The sequence below is a fragment of the Bartonella sp. PS7NMGDW genome, assembly GCF_042193585.1.
GTDB lineage: Bacteria > Pseudomonadota > Alphaproteobacteria > Rhizobiales > Rhizobiaceae > Bartonella > Bartonella grahamii.
The window spans coordinates 171,457-194,742 of record NZ_JBHILX010000001.1 but is presented as its reverse complement, the minus strand read 5'-3'; the positions used below and the strand labels follow the sequence as shown (position 1 = coordinate 194,742).

12 protein-coding genes are annotated in these 23,286 nt (G+C 37.1%); 5 read left to right on the top strand and 7 right to left on the bottom strand.

Annotated features, from left to right (window positions below; genetic code table 11):
• Positions 1 to 39: 39 nt before the first annotated feature.
• The gene (hrcA, locus tag ACFIKJ_RS00745) at positions 40 to 1,110 is read right to left on the bottom strand and encodes a heat-inducible transcriptional repressor HrcA (protein ID WP_273787508.1); all 1,071 of its coding nucleotides are present in this window, start codon (positions 1,108 to 1,110) and stop codon (positions 40 to 42) included.
• A 530-nt stretch (positions 1,111 to 1,640) separates the two neighbouring features.
• On the opposite strand from hrcA, the gene rdgB reads away from it, so the two are divergent.
• Positions 1,641 to 2,288, top strand: coding sequence for an RdgB/HAM1 family non-canonical purine NTP pyrophosphatase (gene rdgB / locus ACFIKJ_RS00740; RefSeq protein WP_375625477.1), 648 nt, complete (start codon positions 1,641 to 1,643; stop codon positions 2,286 to 2,288).
• The gene (hemW, locus tag ACFIKJ_RS00735; protein WP_375670145.1) at positions 2,285 to 3,484 is read left to right on the top strand and encodes a radical SAM family heme chaperone HemW; all 1,200 of its coding nucleotides are present in this window, start codon (positions 2,285 to 2,287) and stop codon (positions 3,482 to 3,484) included. Before rdgB ends, hemW begins: the two co-directional genes overlap by 4 nt.
• Before the next feature lie 1,621 nt (positions 3,485 to 5,105).
• On the opposite strand, the gene dapE is transcribed toward hemW, so the two are convergent.
• The 3 genes from dapE to ACFIKJ_RS00720 all read right to left on the bottom strand — a co-directional run bounded on the left by dapE (position 5,106) and on the right by ACFIKJ_RS00720 (position 8,060).
• A complete protein-coding gene (gene dapE / locus ACFIKJ_RS00730; protein ID WP_375651651.1) occupies positions 5,106 to 6,278 on the bottom strand; it encodes a succinyl-diaminopimelate desuccinylase in 1,173 nt (390 codons plus the stop codon).
• A 207-nt stretch (positions 6,279 to 6,485) separates the two neighbouring features.
• Positions 6,486 to 7,247 (bottom strand): M48 family metallopeptidase, encoded by a 762-nt coding sequence (locus tag ACFIKJ_RS00725; RefSeq protein ID WP_375625480.1) that lies wholly within the window; start codon positions 7,245 to 7,247, stop codon positions 6,486 to 6,488.
• Positions 7,248 to 7,250: 3 nt separating this feature from the next.
• Positions 7,251 to 8,060 (bottom strand): alpha/beta hydrolase, encoded by an 810-nt coding sequence (locus ACFIKJ_RS00720; protein WP_375625481.1) that lies wholly within the window; start codon positions 8,058 to 8,060, stop codon positions 7,251 to 7,253.
• 195 nt (positions 8,061 to 8,255) lie between these two features.
• On the opposite strand from ACFIKJ_RS00720, the gene infC reads away from it, so the two are divergent.
• Together infC and ACFIKJ_RS00710 are read left to right on the top strand one after the other, a co-directional pair.
• Positions 8,256 to 8,774 carry a translation initiation factor IF-3 gene (infC, locus tag ACFIKJ_RS00715; RefSeq protein ID WP_026500140.1) on the top strand — a complete coding sequence of 173 codons (519 nt, stop codon included), beginning with the start codon at positions 8,256 to 8,258 and terminating at the stop codon, positions 8,772 to 8,774.
• 609 nt (positions 8,775 to 9,383) lie between these two features.
• Positions 9,384 to 11,156: an ABC transporter ATP-binding protein gene (locus ACFIKJ_RS00710; protein ID WP_375626179.1), complete on the top strand. Its 1,773-nt coding sequence runs from the start codon at positions 9,384 to 9,386 to the stop codon at positions 11,154 to 11,156.
• 1,563 nt (positions 11,157 to 12,719) lie between these two features.
• On the opposite strand, the gene ACFIKJ_RS00705 is transcribed toward ACFIKJ_RS00710, so the two are convergent.
• Together ACFIKJ_RS00705 and ACFIKJ_RS00700 are read right to left on the bottom strand one after the other, a co-directional pair.
• Complete coding sequence (locus tag ACFIKJ_RS00705; protein WP_375670144.1) at positions 12,720 to 17,378, bottom strand: translocation/assembly module TamB domain-containing protein; 4,659 nt, start codon at positions 17,376 to 17,378, stop codon at positions 12,720 to 12,722.
• Complete coding sequence (locus ACFIKJ_RS00700; protein WP_273722402.1) at positions 17,378 to 19,342, bottom strand: autotransporter assembly complex family protein; 1,965 nt, start codon at positions 19,340 to 19,342, stop codon at positions 17,378 to 17,380. The genes ACFIKJ_RS00705 and ACFIKJ_RS00700 overlap by 1 nt, the downstream gene beginning before the upstream one ends.
• Positions 19,343 to 19,748: 406 nt before the next feature.
• Between ACFIKJ_RS00700 and ACFIKJ_RS00695 the strand changes: the two genes are divergently transcribed.
• The gene (locus ACFIKJ_RS00695; protein WP_273722401.1) at positions 19,749 to 21,281 is read left to right on the top strand and encodes a YifB family Mg chelatase-like AAA ATPase; all 1,533 of its coding nucleotides are present in this window, start codon (positions 19,749 to 19,751) and stop codon (positions 21,279 to 21,281) included.
• Positions 21,282 to 21,292: 11 nt separating this feature from the next.
• Here the strand turns inward: ACFIKJ_RS00695 and ACFIKJ_RS00690 are convergent, their stop codons facing one another.
• Positions 21,293 to 22,198 carry a transporter substrate-binding domain-containing protein gene (locus ACFIKJ_RS00690; protein ID WP_375626174.1) on the bottom strand — a complete coding sequence of 302 codons (906 nt, stop codon included), beginning with the start codon at positions 22,196 to 22,198 and terminating at the stop codon, positions 21,293 to 21,295.
• Positions 22,199 to 23,286 lie beyond the last annotated feature (1,088 nt).

The window sequence follows — 23,286 nt, the reverse complement described above, 5'->3', positions numbered from 1 at the left end:
CAATGAGCTTCTATAGTACAAATACTTACCTGCATCGTTTTAACGCAATAACTGTGACACAAGTTGAGCTGTATAATCAACCATGGGCACAATCCTTGCATAATTAAGCCTTGTAGGACCAATAACGCCCAAAGCACCAATGACTCTTTGTTGTGAATCACGATAAGGTGCTACAACTAAAGAAGAACCAGAAAGTGAAAATAACTTATTTTCTGAACCAATAAAAATTCGAACCCCAGAACCTTCATCCGTTAAATCGAGAAGCTGTGCCATACTCTCACGCGTTTCAAGATCATCAAACAAATGGCGTAACCGTTCTAAATCTTCTTCTGCTTTCACATCTTCAAGTAAATTGCTACGCCCGCGAACAATGAGGTGTATTTTATGATCAGCACCTTCTCCTCCCCAAAGAGCTAATCCCGTTTCAACAAGATGATGCGATAAGTCATCAAGTGCAGCCCGTGTTTCTGCGCATAAGCGGGCAATTTCCCCTTTAGCTTCACTCAATGTACGCCCTTGGATATGAGCATTGAGAAAATTCGTTGCTTCCGTCAATTGTGCATGGGTAACCCCTTCTGGCAAATGAACAATACGATTTTCAACTTCACCTTGTTGAGTCACCAAAACGGCAAGAGCGTGCTCCCTATCAAGACGCACAAATTCAATATGTTTCAATGTTCCTTCTTGTTTTGTTGCTAAAACAAGCCCTGCCCCACGTGAAAGATCTGAAAGAACTCGGCTTGCTTGAACAAGAAAATGTTCAACCGATTGTGCATGACCAGCCTCTTTGACTTGCATTTCAATATTTTCTCGCTCTTCGTTTGGCAAATCACCCGCTTCCATAAATGCATCTACAAAAAAGCGTAAACCTGATTGTGTCGGCATTCGACCCGCAGAAACATGTGGTGCATAAATCAAACCGAGATGTTCAAGATCACTCATCACATTGCGAATCGTCGCAGGCGATAATGTCTGTCGTAAAAGCCGCGAAAGATTGCGTGACCCTACAGGTTCACCATCATTAAGATAAGCTTCAACAATATGGCGAAAAATATCACGCGAACGTTCATCAAGATATTTTAGTTCATTATCAATAGTTTTGTGCTTCATCACAATTGTTTCACTACTTTTAAAATCCTCATCTCTTATATAAGTTTTGCCAAGGTTTGGTCAAATAGTCTAAAGTAGTATAAAAACATATTATCCTATTGACCCGTAAAATGCTAGCTTCAGAGTGATGATTGATAAATTACGCAGGAGGTATTTTTTGTTAGAGTGTGTGAGAAATATTTAAGATTAAGAGTTGATCTGTAAAGTGGTCTGCTGTAGGAACTTGCCAAGATAATTTGACCAAGAGAATCTGGATTGTTCAAAAACCGCTGTAAATAGAAAATTTCACCCTTTAGAGCAAACAAGAAATTGGAAATTTACCATAAAAATGCTATCATAAGAAAAAGACATGTCTTTCATATCTTTGCAAGGTTATCTTCATACAAGATAAAAAATTTTATTGGAATAAAATATCATAAAACGTGTAAAATAATCATATTATGTAAAATCAAGCAGAATGTGTGTGTATGAGCATTTAAGCCGGTTTTTAGCACAAAAACAATTCCCCTTTCATTTTTGGAGAAATCTATATGAGAAGCATAGCAGATAAAAAACTTGTCATTGCTACACATAACACCGGCAAATTGCATGAAATCACTACTTTAACTAAGCCTTTCGGTTTAATAATACAATCGGCAAAAGAACTGGGCTTGCCAGAACCAAAAGAAACGGGAAAAACATTTGAAGAAAACGCTTATATTAAAGCTTTTTCAGCAGCAAAAAAGACAGGACTTCCTGCCCTCTCTGATGATTCAGGCTTAGAGGTAGATGCATTAGAGGGTGCACCAGGCGTTTATACCGCTGATTGGGCAATTCAAGCTGATGGTACACGTAATTTTCCCAAAGCTATGGAAAAAATAGAAAATGAACTCCAAAAAGTTGGAGCGCGAGAAAAAAGCCAACGAAAATGCCGTTTTATATCCGTCATTTGCATTGCATGGCCTGATGCTCATGCAGATTACTTCCGCGGATGCGTTGAAGGAACGTTCATTTGGCCTCCACGGGGAGACAAAGGCTTTGGTTTTGATCCTATTTTTTTACCGGATGGATATGAAAATACCTTTGGAGAAATGTCAACAGAGCAAAAACACAACTGGAAACGTAATGATATTCCGCCTCTTTCACATCGCGCACGTGCTTTCAAACTTTTGGCAGAAAACCTTTTAGCATTCTCATGAATGAACCTTTTGGCATTTACATTCATTGGCCCTTTTGTGCAGCTAAATGTCCTTATTGTGACTTTAATTCGCATGTTCGCATCCATGGTGTTGATCAACAACGTTTTGTTGCCGCCTTTAAGCGCGAAATAGAAACGCAATACCACAAAATAGGCCCACGCCATATTACAAGTATTTTTATTGGTGGAGGAACTCCTTCTCTTATGGAGCCGCAAACTGTCGATGCCCTATTGCAAGCACTTGCAAAAAAATGGGTAGTTGATGATAAAGTTGAAATTACATTAGAAGCTAATCCATCCAGTGTGGAGGCAGAGCGCTTTCGTGGATACCGTGCAGCAGGTGTTAACCGCTTATCTCTAGGGATACAAGCGCTCAATGATAAAGCATTGCGCAAACTTGGTCGACTCCATAATGTGGAACAAGCTCTTTGTGCCATTGATTTAGCACGGCAAATTTTTCCACGTTTATCCTTTGATCTCATTTATGCCCGCCCCGAACAAACCCTTGAACAATGGAAATCTGAACTTGTACAAGCAATTGATTTGGCAGCGGACCATCTTTCTCTTTATCAATTGACAATCGAAGAAGGAACTGCCTTTAAACGGCTTCATGATGCAGGAAGACTTATCCTTCCCCCATCAGAGCTAGCAGCAGATCTGTATAATCTTACCCAAGAAATAACAGCATTGCATGGTCTTCCTGCCTATGAAATCTCAAACCACGCAATACCCGGTGCTGAATCAGCACACAATCTTCTTTACTGGCGTTATCACCAATATGCAGGCTTTGGTCCAGGAGCACATGGACGTTTCATTGAGCACGCACCGAATCATTCCTCTGCCTGTTCAAAAACATTGTCATCACACCTTGAAAACCGCGAACGTTATGTCACAATAAATGAAAAGCATCCTGAACAATGGCTTAATTTGGTAGAAACAACAGGACATGGCTGTATTGAAACGGAACATTTAACCACTGAACAACAGGCAAATGAAATGCTCCTTATGGGATTACGCCTTAGCGAAGGCTTAGAACTTATACGCTATGAAACCTTAAGCCCTAAACGCATCCCAATGGAAAAACTGATCGATTTACAACACCAAGAATTGATAGAAATGGTGGATAACCAACGCTTAAAAGCGACAACCAAAGGACGTATTGTTCTTGATCACATCATCAGCCAACTCGCAAACTAAAGTTTTTATAACAACATACTTATTTTAATCATAATCATCATTTTTCACAGAAAAGGCGAGATTAGAGTATCGTGAGATACTCTCATTTCAAAACTATTTACAGTAAATTAGTTACCACCATTTGCTTACACCTTAAAAGTAGAGAAACGTATGGATAAAAAAGCTATAAAAAGAAGTAAAAATAACTCTTATGAACACCCTTAAGTGCTAAAAGCTATCGCAATATTTTGAGCTAGAAAGTGTGTGGTGGTCTAACTTTTTTTTCATAAACGTAAAGATGGTGGGCACTGTAGACTTTATACACTTCACGGAAAATTTTATATTACACTATTCACAAACACCGTAATGGCACGAATGTGACAAATATTGAGAAAATTTCTTTAAAACAAGTATGTGAATGCATAATACGATAATGTATTGTTTTTTATGAAATCGTGGCACCATTTAAAGAACCAGAGAAATGAGCATGAAACCATGTATCAATCTCTAATTATTTAAAAAGGTATTACTCTAGATAATTTTGAAAACCGTAAAACCGAATAAAAAAGGAGAGTAAAAAAGCACACTGATTTTCACCTTTATACCTTTATATTTTCCCTCAATCAGGTTGTGGTTGTATGTCTGTTTCAGAGATTACAAAAAAATAGATATACACAATACTTTTATCCTATTCTGGTATATAAAAGCTGTTGTCGCAAAAAAATACTGAACCAATATTTATTTGAGATACGCGGCTGTATGATTGGTATTGATCTATAAGTCACAGCAAAATCATGAGTTTTATTAAAACAAATAATGCACTCAAATGGCAAATATATCAGATATGAATCGAGATTATTTTGTTAGCGAGCGAAACGACATTAATCCCATATGATTTTATTTGTATGCATACATGCTTATGAGTGTCTGTACGCGTCCTTTAAGGTTATTTTATTAAAAAATTGAGAAAAATACTAGGCTAAAGAAGTCAACGTGATGCTACAAAAGAATTTCTGTGTATCTTTATCATAACCAATATTAAAGCTGATTAAATGAGCTCACCTTCTATCTCGTAATGATTTTGCAACAGAAGTTCTTGGGAACAAAAAGGCAGGGCAAAATATATGAAGTCAAACAAACTTAAAACGCGTTTCCTATGGACTTTACTCTAAGAGAGGCTAATTGAAATAAGAGGTACCTTTTATGAGAGTGCAGAAACCATATTAAGACACGAGCTATGAATGAGCGCATTTATGTTGTATGAATTTTTTACAATAGCAGCATGTTTTTGTGTGTCTTTATGGCTTCAACCGGTCATCACACAATTATGATATAATATTCATTGTTTTCCATTATGATTGCGTATTAACTTCCTTTCCAAACTTTAAAAAACAAATATTTTTAATCCAATATAGTCTGTAAACAGTTCTGCTTCTTAAAGCAGCTCCCTCTTGGCTTTCAAATTATGTAATTCACTTAACTAAAGACGCTACAGGCAAGAAGCCCAATTTAAGAAGATTCACCACTTACTCTAAAACCACTTAATATATTAAGTCTTACGAGTCTCATATCACCACACCTTAAATGGTAATATCTTATGGAACAACAAGACAAAGGTATTTTTGAACCAGCAATCATTTCTTCATGCAAAAAAATCAACAATAAAACGCTCATAAATAGTAGTAAGAGCTTCCACCGCATCAAGGGCTACACACTCATCTACCATATGCATCGTTTGCCCTGGTAAGCCAAATTCAACCACTGGGCAATAATCCTTAATAAATCGCGCATCCGAACTCCCACCTGAAGTGGAGCATTCTGGTATATTCCCTGTTACACTTTTAATAGCATTGGATAAAGTTTGAATGAGTTTATCATTTTTGGTCAAAAAAACATCCCCTAAACTTGGAATCCATTCAAGCTGATAAGAGGGATATTGATCACTATTGTTTTTTGATTGCACCAAAGCAAGACGCTTTTCAATTTCTTCCACCAGTGTTTCTTTTGTCCAAAGATCATTGTAGCGTATATTAAAACGAACTGTTGTCTGCGCTGGGATAATATTGACTGTTGAATTACCGGTATCGATGCTTGTTAGCTCCAAATTACTGGGTTGAAAATTCTCTGTCCCTTTATCTAAAGCAGTTTGTGTCAATGCCTGAATAAGCTTATTTGCCAAAGGCAAGGGATTAGCAGCCCGCTCTGGAAAAGCAACATGACCTTGGCGACCTTTCACGGTAATGATACCAGAAATCGATCCGCGGCGACCAATTTTGATGACATCCCCAACAGTCTTTACACTTGTTGGTTCTCCCACAAGAGCCGCAGTCCATTTTTCGCCCTTTTTTTCCGCCCATTTGAGAAGTTTTATAGTACCATTAACAGCAGGTCCCTCTTCATCACCGGTAATCAAAAAACTTACCATTCCTTTAATGGTACGTTTCTCAAGAACTCGCGCTAGCGCCGCAATAAAACAAGCGATTCCGCCCTTCATATCAACAGCACCCCGCCCATATAATTTTCCCTGATCTATGACAGCTTCAAAAGGTGAATAGGTCCATTCATCCAATGCACCTGGTGGTACAACATCTGTATGACCCGCAAACATAAGATGGGGTCCTTCGTTTCCCATTTTGGCATAAAGATTTTCAACATTATCTGTATTTTTATCCGTAAAAATAGGGCGCTCGACATGAAATCCCATTTTTTTCAAAAATTGTTCCAAAGTTGATAAAGCCCCTGCTTCATGAGGTGTAACAGAAGGACAACGGATAAGTCTCTGTAATAGCTGAAGCGGATCTGTAAGAACAGGCATAAGGTCCCTTCCCATTTTTTATAAGTCATAGCAACTTAAGGTTATTACGCTGAATTACAAAAAAGATAAAGCAAAAACATTGAAGACACTCAGCAAACCAAGCAGGGGAAAACAATCGTGCTGAGAGCTTCAATGGCTTCCTCATTATGCATGAGCAAGTACACACACAACAAAACACTCAACAAAAAGTTCCGTTAAATATTGCCTTCATTTGAAAGTTTTTGACGCCTCTAAATTATATGAATCAAAATTAATTGCTTGCAATCTATGAGCATTTTCCTTCAACCAAGCACGATACGTTTTACTATCAGGACATAGTTCTTCACAAAGAGCCCAAAATCTTGGACCGTGATTCATTTCAACAAGATGAGCAACCTCATGAGCAACAACATATTCCACAACTTCTTTTGGTGCCATAACAAGGCGCCAAGAAAAAGAAAGACGCTTATCTATTGAACAAGACCCCCAACGACTTCTCGTATCTTTATAACAAATTGATTTGACTTTACGCTCTACTTTATGGGCATAATGTGCCACCAAAGGTGTTATAATACGTGCTGCTTGTTTTTTCAAAACGTCAGCAATGCGTCTTGGAAGGTATTCTAATTGACCATAAACGATAATTTGAGGTTCTTGTTCTGCATCTCCTGCAATAATTTCCGTTACCCCACGTCCTTCTCTATGCTTTATGGAATGGCAAACACCCAACAAAGGAATCGTTGCCCCCTCTTTGAGATAAGCATTTTCATGAGAGATTTGTACACGAGCAAGACGCGCCTCAATCCAAGACCGATGCTTTTCAATAAAACTTTGAATCGTACAGAGACTTATCGCTGGTGGTGTTGTTACACAAATCCTCTGTCCGCTCGCATCAATACGTAAGGTAAGACGGCGCGCGCACTTATTTTCCCGCACCTGTACAGGTACAGAGCGATCAGAAAAAATAAAATGCTGTTTAGAAATGCTCATACATTATATCTTCATCATCAATGAATTTGCCCCTTCTCCCGCATTAATCCGGTCAATCAATGACCTCAATACCGTTTCGAGGCAATCCAAATCTTGCGGACGAGAAAAGCGATGATCAGCATCACGAACGAGTGTCAATGTTACATCATGGAGAGGCAAATGATCAAGTAAAGTCATAGTATGCTGATAGGGTATCTCCACATCTTCCATCCCTTGTAGAATATGGATTGGACATCCAACATCTATACATCCCTTCATGACGCAGTTGTCTCTGCCATCTTCAATAAATACTTTTGTAAAGGGAACCGGCTCCGTATAACTAATCGCAGATCGTTCAATATGCTCTGTTTCTTCTAAAATTTTCCACCCCTTTCGACCCAACCCTGATTCTATCAATGTTTGTGTAAAATCAGGAGCTGGCGCAATCAAGATCATGCCAGCAAGCTTCTTATTTTTCTGTGCTAACATCATAGCAAGCTTGAGCGCAATCCACCCGCCCATAGAGGTGCCAATCAAAATTTGTGGACCCTCACAATAAGTTTCAAAAACCGCTAAACTTTCTTTAACCCAGCGTGAAATCGTTCCTTGAAAAAAATCACCACCTGATTCTCCATGTCCAGAGTAATCAAAACGTAAACAAGACAAATCATTCTTCTGAGCAAAACTATCAACCAACATCGCCTTATCCCCTGACATATCGGATAGATAGCCATGAAGCCAAACCAAACCTGGAGATTGGCGCCCCTTGCGATAGCGTACTGCAAGTGCGGTGTTCTCAAACGAAAAAAACTGACAAGGAATATTTTGATCCATAATTCTTTATCCTCCATAAAACGATTTCTTTAAATTAAAAGAAAAACTTTTATAATCTAAATCATTTCAAAAAGTAATAAATCAAATAATGAAAAAGGCGCGAATTATAGTTGTTTTTAGGCGCATAATTGTATATTAAATTAACTGTAGTTGAATCAAAATTAAGGAGCATAAACCATTCGTAAACCGTTTAAAATGACACCTACCCAAAAAGACGGACCACGTTCAAATCAGGATATCCGAGTACCTCATGTTCAGCTTATCAATGATGAGGGGCAACATCAGGGAGTTGTTGCGATACAAGAAGCTCTTGCTATGGCTGCAGATGCGGGGCTTGATTTGGTTGAAATTGTACCAAATGCGGAGCCACCCGTATGTAAAATCATCGATTTGGGCAAATTAAAATATCAAACCCAAAAAAAAGCTGCTGAAACACGTAAGAAGCAAAAAGTCATCGAAATCAAAGAGATTAAGATGCGCCCAAATGTTGATGTCCATGATTATGGAGTCAAACTCAAGGCTGTTCATCGCTTTATTGATCATGGTGATAAAGTAAAGATTACTTTGCGTTTTCGTGGTCGTGAGATGGCTCACCAAGATCTTGGATTAAAGCTTCTTCAGCGTGTGAAAGAAGATACAAGTGAAATTGCCAAAATTGAATTGGAGCCAAAGCTTGAAGGCCGGCAAATGATGATGGTGATAGCACCTAAATAGTTTTGCATTGGAATAATATTTGCATGCAACTCGTCAGCGTGCAACTCATCAAAATGATGCGTATGGTATTATTTAGAAGCACCACATAGAGTTTTTGTGGTGCTTCTAAGGTTTTATAAATGTGTATAAATCCTTTTAAGAGTTTAATAATGCTTTATCGATTTATAAGAAGAATTCGTTATTTTGCATATTAAATGAAAAAGCTCAAACATCGTAAGGTGTTCTTATTTCAAGCTCTCTTATCATGTAATGCGGCAAAAATTTTTGCTTACACATCACAAACGGAAATGATACATAAAAATTATTAAAAAGCGAAATATTTTTTGTGAGCTATTTCAAGTGCCAAAGGCTATCACAATATAGAAATTGGTAAATACAATGGTGAAACTCGCCGTTACCTTTTATTGAAAATTAAAAATAATGATGAACAACAAATTTTCGTTATACCTTTCACAGAAACTTTGCACTACATTTTTCACTCTCACCGTCGTGAAATTGATATGATGAACCTTGAAAGAAAAGGCTATTTTTGTAAAAAAGATTAAGGGGCTTTTTAATTAAGAATGTTTCAATCTTGCATAAAATAATGAGAGAATATAGAAGCATTTCATGGCTAAAAAACAAATTTCCTCTTTTGATAAACATCTTATTATCCGCCTTTTGCGAGAAAATTTTCGTAAACATATGCGTTGGTACAGTGCTGCGATTTTCTCAATGATCATCATTTCTTGTACCACAGCAACCAGTGCATGGATTATGCGTGATGTTGTTAATCAGATTATTGATGCACAAAATTTTCCTATGATTGTTTTGATTTCTAGCTTCATTGCTTTTATCTTTATTCTCAAAGGAGTCGCAACTTTTTCCCAAACTTACTTTCTAAACAAAGCAGGCAATAGTATCATTGCGGAACAACAGCGTAAAATTTTTGCACGACTTATGGAACAAGGAGTCTCTTTTTATCATAATAACACTTCATCTGATCTTCTTGTTCGTGTAACTCATAATGCGACAGCTGTACGTAATATAATTGATACTATTATCACAACTTTTGTACGTGATTTGCTTTCCGTTAGTGGTCTGTTGCTTGTCATGTTCATTCAAAACTTTGTGTTAATCTCCATTACTTTAATCGTAGGACCACTAGCTTTTTTAGGCGTTCGAATGGCTTTAAAACGCGTTCGCCGCCTGATGGAAAAAGAGCTCCTTTCACTTGGTGAAATTATTAAAATCGTACAGGAAACGGCTGTTGGTATTCGAATCATCAAGGCCTTTTCACTAGAAGAGGTCATGAAAAAACGGATGGACAAAGCCATTTGTGATGTTGAAAAACAAACAAACAATATTGCCACACTCGAAGCTATTACCAATCCGATTATGGAAACACTCACGGGTGTTGCCATTGCAGGTATTATTTGTTTTTCCGGTTATCTTGCAACCCAACGCGCAGGTGTTCAAGGTGAATTTATGTCCTTTATTGTTGCTTTACTTTTAACTTATGAACCCGCAAAAAGACTAGCAAATGTACGTGTCAAAATTGAATCTGGCTTGGTCAATATCCGTACAATGTTTGAAATACTCGATTGTCCCCTTACAGTTATAGAACATAAAGAAGCTAAAGATCTGAGTAAAAAGCAGGGAACTATTCGTTTCGAACATGTTTCTTTTGCATACACTAATAACAAAATGATATTGAAAGATATCAACCTAGAAATAGAAGCCGGAAAAATGACAGCATTGGTGGGACCATCCGGTTCGGGAAAGTCAACCCTTATCAACCTTATTATGCGCCTCTATGACCCCACAAAAGGACGCATATTGATTAATGATCAAGATATTCGCTACACAACATTTCGCTCTCTGAGAAACCTGATGGCCTATGTAGGACAGGATACTTTTCTCTTTCAAGGAACTGTTAAATATAATATCGGACTTGGAAAAGAAGGGGCTAGTGATGACGAAATTATCGAAGCAGCAAAAGCAGCAAATGCTCATGACTTTATTATGAGTTTGCCAAATGGTTATGATACACAGATAGGTGATAATGGCTGTAACCTTTCAGGGGGGCAAAAACAACGGCTCGCTATCGCTAGAGCAATGATTCACGATAGCGAAATTCTGATTCTTGATGAAGCAACGAGTGCGCTTGATTCACACACCGAAGCACAAATTAATGAAGCCATTCACCACCTTACCAAAGGACGCACAACGATCATTATTGCTCATCGCCTTTCAACGATTGCTCGTGCTCATAAAATTGTGGTCATACAAAATGGACAACTGATTGAACAAGGTACTCAGAAAGAATTGCTAGCAAAAGAACATGGGTTTTATAAAAAAATTCATAATATCCAGTTCAAAGACATACCTCCTAATTTCTAGATCCTTAAATAAGATTTGAAATAAAAATGGATAGAAGGTAATGCTCCATTTATAAAAAAGGCTTGTTACCAAAAAAAGTATTACTTCAATCAAGAATTGGCAAAGAATTTATGGTTTATTGAAAATAAACTTCTTGGATTTAGATGAAAACTTTACTCGCTATTTTGTTGAATGCAATTGACTTTAACAGTGAAACTTCAAAAACCCCTTTCCTTCCTCAAATAAGTGTTGAAACATTCATAAATGTTTTGAATCCTAAAAGAGAGAGCATCAAGGTCTGAAAAAATTGCCGCGGATTATGATGATGAATCTGGATTAATACTACCTTTATCCGTGTTTATCCCTGCACTAACAATTTTTTCTCCACACACCTTAAAGGACAAAGATTCTACCCAATCTGATCTGTAAACAATCCAGATTTTTATTGAGTTCGTTCCACTTGATAACAAATCATGTGATTCACTTATACAAGGCTTACCCTAAATATTCACCCTGTGCTTTCAAAATACTTTGTCAAAAAGACTTACATGCCTTATATCACCAAACCTCAAATGTCAGTCTTTTATGGTACAGCAGGATAGGCTCACAATTATAAATTGTGCTGCAAATTATAGATACACTCAGCGTAAAAGAAAAACATTAAAAAATAAGAGAAGATTTATTATAAAACTTTTTTACTGTTGTAGATTGCTTTAAAGCAAGCTTTGCTGTTTTTTCTACATCCGAAACTAAAGTGATATTCCTCCAATACCTTAACTTCTTGAAGAGTTTATAAATGCACAACGTTAGTGCTTATATAAGGCTATGATTTCAATATGAAAAAAAACAGATGAAAAGTAAAATGACATTCCTCTTTCTTTTAACCGCCTAAATAGAAAAATACGGCATATAACTCTGATAAACATTTTTACAAAAAATATCTTTTGACCTGCATTTTAATACTTTGATTTATAATCATAATTTATTACTTTACATCTTAAATAAAAGATAAAATGTAATTTGCTTATTGTAAATTTTCTCTATATTTATGATGAATTAATCAAAAGCACTTGTTGTACGTCATAAGAGATATTGGTGTATGCATAAAAACTCTTAAGATAAGCAATAAAAATACCTCTACATTTTCAAGTGAAAAGATTGTCGGCAACATGAGAAGCTGGAAAATAGAATGATAATGCCGGCTTATATCTTTAATAAATACTTATACCTTTATTAACAATGGTAGTATGGATTTTATACCATTCATAAGAGGTACTTTATATCATTTCACAAGCAATCTTATGAAATAGGCTCAAGCCACATTGAGAAATGTTTCTTTAAAACAAGCACATGAATTTGCAACACAATAGTGTTATATTTTGGAGTGTTCTGTTTGGGGGGCTATTCATTATAAGAAAAGTGATCTCATTCAAAAACACAATAAACAAAAATCGAATATTTCAGATATATTTCTTCACGCCTCAAAAAATCTTCTTCTTTTATAGGATTTCTAGTCTATGTATCCTTCCTCAGATTTAGAAATGAGAGACAAAAGACAAAGAATTTATTTTTTAAATTCAATCTTTAATAATCTCTTTCATAAAAGAGACCAATGCTAGAATTTTGTTCATTTCCTATGGCACCTTTAGCTTTGAGATGACGCGAAATATCTAAATTAATTGTTCCTTTCGTCGTTCCATCGGACCCTGCTTCAAAGCCCAAATAAATATTATTGTGTATGTAGCGTCCAATACGTAAGCCTGTATTACCCTTCTCATTAACGATAACATCAAGATCATCAAGCCCAATTTTAGTTCGTAAAGTATTCAACAAAGATGTATTAGAAGCACCTGCAAGATCAGCCGCTGCTGCTGCAAGTTGAGCAATCTGAAATGGTGATAATTCATTAAGAGAGCGATTAAAAATCAAACGCGCCAAAATCTCATCCTGAGGCAAATTCGGTTGTGAAGAAAAATTAATATCAAGATTATCAATCGTCCCACTTACCGTTACAGTGACGCGAATATCACCACTGTTATTGTTGGTTACAAAATAAACCGTAGGATTAAGATTACCGCTAAAACTCGCTTGCCCTTGATCAAAATTAAGACGTTGCGAAAGAATATCAAAACGTCCACGAATCATTCTAAATTCACCAACTGGATGCACATCATTCAATGGGCCTGCTAGATTAATGCGTCCTCCAAGTTCAGCATCTAAGCCTTTTCCGCGTACAAAAAATTGATTGCGTGCTGTAATACTCATATTTGATAACACGACAGATGAAGATTCTTGTGTAACTATACGGCTTTTGCTTTTGTTCGTTTTCTTAACATCAGCACGTTCAAGTGTTGTTTGAATCGATTTAGTTAAATTCTTATTTCTAATATCAAGAAACTTAGCACTTTTAAAATGATCAGGAACAAAAACTTCAGCTTTTTCAACGATGATATCACCACCAACAACAAGATCATTTAAAAAATGACCTTTCATTGTCATCTCACCTGACAATGTTGCCAGAATCATAGAACCATCATTATAATTGGCATTATCAAGATGAAATATCAAATCTGTCTCTAGACCATTAGAGATACGACCTGAAGCAGAAATTCTCCCCCCCTCAAACGAAGAAGCTGAAGCTTTCTCTATAAGGATATGATCACCATTCAATTTGCCTTCAAGCGTTATATTATTCAATCCTACATTTGTTTGTGAATCAAAAAAGCTACCGTCGCCTATAGAAATATTTCCTATCAATTGTGGCTTTGATAACGTTCCATTAAGAACTGTATCAATTCTTGCTGTACCCGTTATATGTGCACCACGCTTAGCTAATAAGAGATTAACAAAATCAAGAGGCATTATCCCTTTAACGTTTAATTTTGCCTCTGAACCATTAAGAGATACAGGCCCATGGACGGAAAGATCTAATCCTTTATCTCCAGTAGCTATCATATTTTCAATATGAAATGTCGATTTTTTATAAGAACCACGAGCATTTATATTGATTGACATTGGTCCTTTATGCGTCATAGCGGTTAAATTTTGACTAGAAAGCTCAAAATGAGCAGATGGATCCTTCATTATTCCACCAATATCAATTTTGCCTATCAGTGTCCCATCAAGCGCTTGTCCTGCAATAAAACCATTCGCCAAACGTGCAGATAAATTTTGCAAATTAATATGAAGATCAAGCGTATTTTTCTCTAGAGATACATGCCCCTGAGCTTGTGCTTGTACTCCTTCTCCTGTTAAATTTGCATTTAAAGTAAGATTTTGATCTACAGTGTTTCCCGTAGCAGAAAGAGAAAAAGGCATAATTTTTTTATCTTGAAAAGCAACGGTTGTCAGTCCCTCACCTTTTATATCGTACGTTATATCAGGTTTTTTTAAATGACCACGAATCATAACATGCCCTGTTACACTCCCTGCTGCTCCAAGATCTGCTTTCCACAGATTGACTAAAGTAGCAGGAAGCGCATTCATTGTAAGTTGCAAATTCAGGGTATCTTGAATATTCCCTGCTAAGATGATGTTGCCTCCATTTATTGCAATTCCTAATTCATTGATTGTCATTCCATCTTTATCAAAAGCAATTATGGATGGTTTCAGCAATGTTGCATGAAAAATGTGTTGTTTTAGATCCACAGTTTCAATTTGCACTTCTCGTTTTATACTGTCTGGAAGTTCCTCAACCATTAAACGACCAGAAAGCTGTGCATTGAGAGTATCATGCAACATCGCTTGGACAGTAAAAACCGTTTGTCCATTATTTCTATCGGCGTGAGCATTTAAACGATTGACCATTATCAAAGGTGTTTGAATATGTTCTGCATTGATAACTCCTTCAAACTGTGTCATGCCAAAAGGATCGAATATGTCAGCATCTATTGCCAATTTTTTTATTTTATTCTTGGAAAAATTCAAATGGCTAACATGCGCCTTCACATTGGTTTTTTGTCTGCCATTTTGTTCATCAAAAATAAAATCTCCTTTTACTTTTCCACTACCATCCTGCAAAAATAACGCTGAAAGTACGGAAATATCATCGGCATCAATATGCAACGCTCCTTTCAAACCCCCCCCAAGTTGTTGAGAAAGAGCACCCGTTATTTTTGCACTTCCCCCTCTAATATCGATATTTTCAAGTTTTCGAATTTTATGAGAATCTTTAAAAGAGGCCGATAAATGCAAAGGTTTCTTAGCAAAAATCCCTTCACCTTTTACCACCCCCGTTAAAGCAGTAACTGGTGCTGTATTATCTATAAGTGCATCTATGTTAAATGTTGTGTTTTGAAGTTTCTTCCCTACGATTAATGCTTCAGCAATATGAGCACGTGTATTTAGTTTTATATGGCTATTGCGCCCTCTCGCCGTACTTTCAATCGTAAGCGCACCGCTTATCTTTGGATCTAATTTGGACAAATCAGATATTTCAGCAGATAGATCCATTTTAGCGCTTTCATCTGAAAAATAACCATTAGCCTTTATGTTTGTATATTGATTTTTCAAATTAAAATGACGAAAAATGAAACCCTTCGTATTTCGAGTAGCACCACCTGAAAGAGTGATGTTTCCTTTGAATAAACGATCAAAAGACTGCACGCCTATTTTCATATCGTCAGCCATTCCTGATAATTGGAGATCAAAAATGCCACTCAATAAATTGATCGTTCCTTTGGCTTTAATATCTGCACTACCAGAAAGTGATTGTTTACTGAACACTTCCAAAGGAGTTAATGTTTGAGCTTTTAAACCGAGATCGCCTTTAAAAACAAAACCCTCCATTGTCCCTTTTAACCAAGAAGAAAAACCCTGAGCCGTAACACTCAGATCATGAATCAAAATTGGTTTATTCGAAACAATATCCGTATCTAAATGCACATGAACCGCTTGGCTTAAATTTTCTACTAACGCTCCCTTAATTTTTTTAACCCCTTGAAGCGTTCCTTTAACCTGAACACCAACATGACGAGAAGCTGCATTATCAAGATTTTCGCTTACTCCTCCCATATCAAAAATTGCATCGCGAATATAAATATTTTTATTGCTTAAATGACCTACAACCAACCGCCCATTCCAAGATTGTTGCCCTTCGCGACCATAGTCAATGTTCAAAGCAAGAGTATTCGCAGGTTTTGATACTTCCGATACAGGTAAATGAATAGACTCCTGTTCGTTATCAAGAGCCATTTTACCATCAACAAAAAGCCGCCGCAAAAATCCATCAGCGGTTATTTCAGCATTGGCTATAACATTCATTGCTTTGCTCTGAATAACCATCTGATCAAGGTGTGTCACACCTTCTTTTGTTCTTCTTGTCTTTGCTTTTAATGTTATATCAGATTCGAAGAGACTACGATATTGAGAAGGTATTAAAGGGCTCAGTGTTCCCTCTAGTTTCGTAGAAAAACTGTGTCCTTCTGGAACACTTGCAAGAATAACATTACCATCTAAAATAGAATGATGATCGGACTCTAAAGAAAGTTTGATAACCAAATCATCAAAAGTACCATCACCTTTCACGACGAGATTTAATGCTGGACGTTGTTCAATGTTAAAAATATTCGCCAAAATACCATTTTGTGGTTCGTTAGCAGAAATATCAATTTGAGCTGTACGATTACTATCAGATATCTTGGTGACAACAGAAAAAGAACCTGGTGCATCTAAACGATGCGCCGCTATATCGACATCAAAATTACCACTAGCCAAAGTGAGATTACCTTTTAATGACATATCAGCAGAAAAACCAAAAAGATTCTGTTCAAATGTCACATGTTGAGCTATAAGCGTATTGATAGAAAGAGCAAGCGGCAATTTTGGTAAAGAGAACTTGCCCGTCCCAAGGGAAGAAACAAAAGAAGAATTGCCTTGCGGTTTTCGTAAAAATGTAACCTGTTCTGCCGAAAGCTGGTTAATGTCCATCCGCCCTCTCAGCAACGCTAGACGATTCCAATCCATTTTAGCATTGGTAATTTTAAGCCAAACCCCTTTTTTATCACTGACAGTAATAGCATCAATTGATGTTTGAGAAGACAGTGTCCCTTGTATATTATGTAAACGAACTTGACGATTGGGCGTTGAAAGCTTTCGTTCAATTAAAGAAACAAACCATGAGCGATCATCTGTTTTCATTTCGCTAGAGGGAAGAGTATCTCCTCTTTGCGCAAAAACAAAACCACCCACCCCAAAAAACAAAAATACAAAGAAGAAAGCTGATAAATGTACACCTTTTTTCATTAAAATGCTTGCCCTATACCCACATAAAAACCAATGCGAGGATCACCCTTCTCTCTCTTTAAAGGAAAGGCTAAATCAACGCGTAAAGGACCAAGACCCGTCATATAACGACCTCCTATACCGGCTCCCCATTTAATTTTTTGAGAAAAATCAAAATTCGCCTTTTCCCCTACGGCACCTCCATCAAGAAAACCGACAAACCCTATTTTATCATTTAAAGAAACACGCAATTCTGCCGATCCCTCAACAACTGCCCGTCCACCAACAACCGCATCATTTTCTGTTTTGATACCAATATTACGGTAAGCATAACCACGAACAGAGCCCCCACCACCAGCAAAAAAAAGCGTATTCGCGGGGATTTGTGCTGTATCATTCCCAAGAATTGTACCAAGCTTTGCCCGCGTAGCAAAAACAAAACGATTCCCTTCATCCAACGCCCAATAAGAACGACCTTCTGCTGTTACTTTTGCAACAAAGTTGCTAAAACGCATCTCATAAAAAGGCTCAATGAAAACTTCACCATATAAACCTTTTGTTGCATTAAGCTTATTATTACGACTATCGTAAATCAAACCGCTAGGGAAACCTATTGTTGTAAAATTACGGCTCCCAAAATAAATATCACGTGAATAACCATTTGAAACTTCTACAGCAGCCTGTCCCGATAGATTACCATTGAAAATATGTGTAATTCCTAATCTTCCTTTGATGGCCTTTGTCGTATAATTTTCTAGAACATCTTGTTGTATTTTTAATTCTGATCTGAGATCTGTATCTGGCGTGAGTACACCAGGCTTTATAAACGTACCACCGAAAAGATAATCAAAATTTTTAAAATTATACGATTGCTTTTTATTGCTACCAACACCACTTATTTTTGTTTCAATTTTAAGAACCTCTGCATGACCAAAAAGATTGTTATGCATCCAATAAGCTTCAAAACCAGCACCATCTAATGTTGAATAGCTACCGCCTACACCAAAACGACGCGGTTTACGTTCTTGTACAACAAGTGAAAGCGGTAAACTGCCATCTAGATTAATGGTATCAGCCTCACGTATATTGATAGCACGAAAAACACCAAGGCGCGCAAGACGTTCATTTGCCTTCGCTAACGCATCGGAATCGTATTTCTGACCTTGCTTCAATCCGGTCATCCATGCGATATAAGCTGAATCTACACGTGGTTTATTACTTATATTACGCACACTTAAAGGACCATAATGAGCCTTTTGTCCAAGATCAACAACAATCCGTCCTTCAACACGCAACGCAGCATGATCAGCCACGACCTCACTTTTCATAATTTTAGCTTTGGCATAACCTTGTTGACGCCATCCTTCTATCGCCCATTTTTCTGCTTTCAAAATGGTTTCAGATTTAGCAATAGCCCCAACTTTATAGCCCAATTCTTCAATTGTGGGCATTTTATGCGCTTTACGTTTTTCAAACGGAGCTACTTTATCAATATCTGCAATACTAAAAACATATTGTGGACCGGCATTAATTGTAATAACAATATTGGATTGTGCTGGAAGTTGAGTTACCGGACTTAAATCAGCGACTTCTAAGCCATTAATTTTAATACTAATAACACCACCGTAGCGTCCATCAGCATAAAGAGCAGAAAGAATTGCTCGATAATCTGAACGCGCCTTGGCTAGCAAACCAGAAGAACTGGCGGACGCTTTCTCTTTATCAGCAACAAGAGAAGAAACAGATTTAACTATTTTTATACCTTCTAATGGCGCGCCTGGCGGAGCAACAACATCAACTTTATAAAATCTCTCTGTACTTTTGGCATAATTTGAAGGAGAATTTGTTTTCTTTTGACCAAAAAAAGGTATGCCGAAAAAATCAAATGCAGCAAGTGGCTGTGGAAAAGCAAAAGCGAAACACAAGCCTATAAATACACAGCGCACAGTCCCTGATTTTAACAAAATTCTTGCCTGGTATACCATAAAATCAGATACCTTATAATACACTTTGCATCTACTACACTTTAAATAATATAAAAATGGGAAAGGTAAATATAATTACTTTGCACATTTTACACGTTTTATCACATCAAATAACATTCTGCGATACATGACGTCACCCTCCCCTTATATTTTCATAAAATTCTGCACTGTTGCATAACACGAACAGCCTCATTCTTTTTCCTTAACATATTTATTTAGCTTATTATAAACGTTTTATTGCGTTCCATACTATCATGGTTAAATTTGTACAAATGACTTTCCATGAGAACGCTAAAAAACTGCCTACGTATATAGATCTCTCTATAAAAAAAACCATAGAGATGCTTCTTGATTTTTATGCATAGATATGATTGTCTCTACAAAGTCTAAAGGGGGAAATAAACAAATGATCGCACGTGTTACAACTGTCGCTTTTCGCGGTCTAGAAGCAGTCCCTGTGGATGTACAGGTTATGATTTCATCTGGTAAAATAGGAATGGCTATTGTTGGATTAGCTGATAAAGCAGTTGCAGAAAGCCGTGAACGTGTACAAGCAGCCCTCCACGCTTGTGGACTTTCTATGCCTACTAAACGGATTACGATTAATCTTGCACCAGCTGATTTGCCTAAAGAGGGCTCGCATTATGATTTGCCAATCGCCGTAGGCTTAATGCTTGCTATGGGAATCCTCCCTCCCGAAGTAGCACAAGACTATATCATTTTAGGAGAATTATCACTGGATGGTTCACTTACCGCTGTTAATGGTGTTTTACCAGCTGCCATGACAGCTTTATCACTCGATAAAGGACTGATTTGTCCTTTCCAATGTGGACCTGAAGCTGCTTGGGCAAATGCAGAAATAAATATTCTTGCCCCAGAGACTCTGCTCACTATAGTCAACCATTTCAAAGGAACCCAAATTCAAAAACGTCCACAACCGCGCCAATATACTATCGAAACTGAACTTCCAGATCTTTGCGAAATCAAAGGACAGAAAACAGCCAAACGTGCCTTAGAAGTTTGTGCTGCTGGACGCCATAACCTCTTGTTTGTAGGACCTCCTGGTGCTGGGAAATCTATGTTAGCGCAACGCTTACCTTCCATTTTGCCACCTCTTGATAGCCGTGAGCTTTTAGATGTCTCTCTGATTGCTTCTATTACAGGAGAAGCGGTTCATAATACCATTTCACTTCATTGCCCCTTTCGTTCCCCACATCATTCTGCTTCCATGGCCGCAATGATTGGTGGGGGACTTAAAGGACGACCGGGAGAGGTCTCCCTTGCCCATAATGGTGTGTTATTTCTTGATGAATTGCCTGAATTTTCTCCGCAGGTTCTTGATTCTCTTCGTCAACCCTTAGAAAGTGGGGAATCGGTTATCGCCCGCGCTAATCACCATATTAGCTATCCTGCTCGCTTCCAACTCATTGCCGCAATGAATCCTTGCCGTTGTGGTATGGCAGGCGAAAAAGACCATGTTTGCGCTAAAGGAATACGCTGCCAAATCGATTATCAGTCCCGTATTTCTGGTCCTCTGCTTGACCGAATTGATTTACGGATTGATGTCCCTGCTTTGACAGCTATGGACCTTATGCAACCAGAACAATCAGAAAAAAGCTGCGATGTTGCCAAACGCGTCGCACGATGCCGTACCATTCAAGCTAAACGTTTTGCAACAATGGGGTTTGATCATATTCGCACCAATGGCGATTGCCCTGCCAAAATTATAGAACAGATTGCCATTCCTGATAAAAGTGCGACCACACTCTTACGAGATGTGAGTGAAAAAATGCACCTCTCTGCACGCGCTTATCATCGCATTCTCAAAGTTGCACGCACAATTGCTGATCTTGACGAATCAGATAATCTTTCACGCTATCATCTCGCAGAAGCTATTTCCTATCGACTAGGCACAGAAAGATTAACAGCTCTTAATTAAAAAACTATTCATCAATAAAAACTTATTGGAAAATACCGCAAATAAAGTTCTGTAAGTTTACCATCCTCTTCTAGAGATTTCAGCGCATAATTGAGTATATCAACCAATTTTTCATTCTTTTTTCCAACAGCAAGCTGCATTCCTTGTCCCAATAACTGTGGCGCCATATATGCCCCCCCAACAAAATGACAGCAATCAACAGATTTTTGTTTTTTGAACCATAACGATAAAGCAAATCCATCATCAAAAATAAGGTCAATTTTACGCTCCTGTAATGCTTTATAGAGCTCTTCTCTCTTTTTAAATTCTTGCCATTTTGCTTTAGGAAAATAATGATGAAAGAGCTTTTCGTGAATACTTTTAGACAAAACACCACTGGTTAAATGCACCAATTGATCGCTTATTGGCTCATCGAGATCTAAAAGTCGAGAAGCAACAAATCGCGCTGGAAAGCGCAAATATGACTTTGTAAAAACAAGATCTTGCTGGGTTTTACTTGTTTCTTTTAAACCCGCAATAATGACTTCTGCACCACCATTTTTAACATATTCTACAAGCTCTTTCCAAGGAATTACTTCTACTTCACAAAGCTTCTCTAATTTTAATTTTGAGCAAATAGCGCGCAATAAATCGATATTATAACCTGCAAGATGCCCCGTTTGATCAAGGAAATTAAAAGGAGGAAAATCAAAAGTTGTTACAAAACGCAAACGAAGAATATCCGTCGTATCAGGTTGTACCAAATGTTCATGCGAATCAAAAAAAGAAGGCAACCTTTCAGCTTCTCCGTAAGAGGAAAATAGAACCCCCCCTGCTACAAATAAAATACGAATAAAAATATTGTATGGATTATTGAATAAAAAGTACCATAAACGCAATTGAAGATGTTTTATATATATAGATTTTTTTATTTTCAAAATCTCTCCCCCATTTTTAAAGCTAAGATGCAACCCTTCTCAATTATTATCTAACGCACTTCACCAAAATATCTGGCGTTTAATAAATAAAATTCTTGCTATTTATAAAAAGTAATTTGAGAGAAAGGCGATTTGATTTTTTAAATATAAGAAATAAGCTGTACATACTTTAGTGGCACACTCCATTTTATCAAAACCATTTTCTTGCGTATCACAACCAGAGGGAGTATATAGACACTATTAAAGAAAAGAGTAAAAATACCCTTCAAATGCCGAGGGTTTTCTCAACATTAAGGTTGCATCAACATTTAAGAACCGGAAAATAAAATGATGATGCTGGTTTGTGCCTTATTGTCAATATGGGCAAAATGAGGGACATGAATCTTGTAGTATTCACAGGGTATTTTGCGTTATACTATTCAAACATCGTTGTAAAATGAGTTTAGGAACATTGAGAGATGTTTCTTAAAAAAGCGCGTGAATAACAGTGCAATGGGCTTTGTTTTAAATAAGGGACGTAACCTCCATTACAGAAATGAGAAAAACAAAAGCGTAAGACAATGCGTCATCACCCCCATTCTTTAAAAACATCGCCGTAAACGTTTTTAAAAGTTGTAAAACTGAATAAAAGAACGATAGTGGAAACGTGCTTTTACATTTACGCCTTTATATTTTCCACATTTTAAAGATAACATAAACTAATATACACAGTCTAATATACCCAATATTTTCGCCTCAATCTAATATACAAAAATTTGAGCTGCTTAGAGAGCTCGTAACCTTTGTTTTAAATATACGGCAGCATTAGAATTGAAAATTGATTTATGGATAAAACAAGTAAGACCTTTGTTAGTTTAACACAAAAATGTATAACTAATTTTGAAACATCACGCATATGCAAAAATAAACAAAATAAATAGCATCATTATTGTAAAGCTTAATTGACCTCATCCCCACTCTCAAAGGAAAAGGATTCCTATTAGCGTTGACGTCTAGACAATCCTGCTTCTCTCGACTAATTCCTCGGGGCTATCCACTCATGCGCTTCATTTAACTAAAGATTATACAAATAAACCCTGCTCCGAATA